The organism is Synechococcus sp. R8-2, assembly GCF_047461715.1.
In the GTDB taxonomy this organism is placed as follows: Bacteria; Cyanobacteriota; Cyanobacteriia; order Thermostichales; family Thermostichaceae; genus Thermostichus.
The window spans coordinates 1-1,504 of record NZ_JANSHQ010000340.1; the positions used below are offsets into that span (position 1 = coordinate 1).

Genomic DNA, 1,504 nt, shown 5'->3' on the forward strand with positions numbered 1-1,504 from the left:
GCGACAGCGGTGCGGAGCACTAGAACTCTCATCCGCAAGAGCAGAGACGCCCGCCTTGGGGGTGCTCCGGTAGGAGGGCAAATCCGAGAGGCGCGGGGGTTCTGGCGGGGGCATCACTCCTCCCCGTTGCCAAGGGGCGGGTGGGCGCTGCAATTCTTGGGTTGGATTAGGGGGGCGCACGCCACCCACCACGGCAGGCAAATGAGGTGGGGGATGGGGGACTTGGGGAGAGAGCATCCCCGCCGGCGGATCCTCGCGGCGGGGCATTTCGTCCAGGTAAGCTTGTACTTGGGGGTTGTCGAAGTAGGCTTGCAACGTCACTTGGGCGGCTTCCAGACCGCGGAACTCCGGGAACACCTCCTCCTGAAACCATTTTTCTGTGAAGCGGCACAGACCCGGCAGATGGTCGGGAGAACCGGCGGAGTGTTCTTCGATAAACTGCAAGGCCTCTACTTCTTGGGTGGAGCGCAGATGGGCGAGCGCGTCTTCGGTCTGCCCCAGCAACAGACTACAGATGGCCTGCTCCAGATGCACATCCTGCCGCTGCGCCAGACGAGCCAGGTAGCCGCGAGCACGCCGCACCAGAGCCGGGCGGTTTTCCAGATAACCTGCCGCCAGCAACACCTGCACGGCCAGGTAGGCGGCTACCATCGAGGGACGCTCAGCCTCCTGCTCGAACAGCTCTTGCTGTTCTTTGAGGGTGAGGTGGCGACGTACCCGTTGGATAAAGCGCAGGAAATCTTCGGTGCTGAGGCCAGAGCCATCTTGCCCCATCCCCTCGATGCCGCCCCGTTCGTCCAGCATGGCTTTGAGGAGAGCCAGTCCCTGCTGTCGCTCCCCGTTCCCATCAGCGGTGTGTCTTCCAGCTTGGGCGGGAGCACTTTGGCTGAGGAGTTGCAAAATGCGATAGGGACGCAGCTTGCCCAAATCGATACGGATCTCCGCTTGCATCTGCGGAAAGGCCTGATACTCCTCCAGCTCCGCCAAGCCCGCCTGTAGGGAACGCGCCGCCTCTTCATAGGATCCCTGTTGCCAGGCTTCTCGACCCAGTTCCAGACGAGCGATGGCCCGCGCCAAGATGGCATCGGAACGAGCAGGGTGGCCCTGCTCCAGCATATGTTGAGCCAAGTCCAAGGCAGCTTGGTATTCTCCGGCTTCGCAATACAAGCACAGCACTCCCGGTAGGTGCGCCTCCTCCACCGTCAAGGTGGGATCCGTTGGCATGAGGTGTTCGTCGTAGTTTCGCCGTGCCTCAGGGTTCAGCAGCACAGAAGCCGCCTCTTGGATCATCTGGGCGCGAGCTTCCACAGCCTGTGGCGAGAACCCCGACAGCCAGGAGCGCTCGCCCGGCTTGAGATCGATTCGCTCCCGGTATGCCTGCTCAATCTGATGCTCATCTGCCCGTGCCGACAGCATCAAAACCCGATAATAGTCGAGGGGCACCCGCACCGTCATGGTTTTTGTCCGCGCTCTCCTGTTCGTGCCAGCGGGACGGAGTCCTTGG

1 protein-coding gene is annotated in these 1,504 nt (G+C 62.2%); it reads right to left on the reverse strand.

The features are described 5' to 3' along the window. Positions 1–1,455, reverse strand: a 1,455-nt coding sequence (locus tag NW819_RS08675) for a J domain-containing protein (RefSeq protein ID WP_414413506.1), incomplete at its 3' end; no start/stop codon positions are given. Positions 1,456–1,504 lie beyond the last annotated feature (49 nt).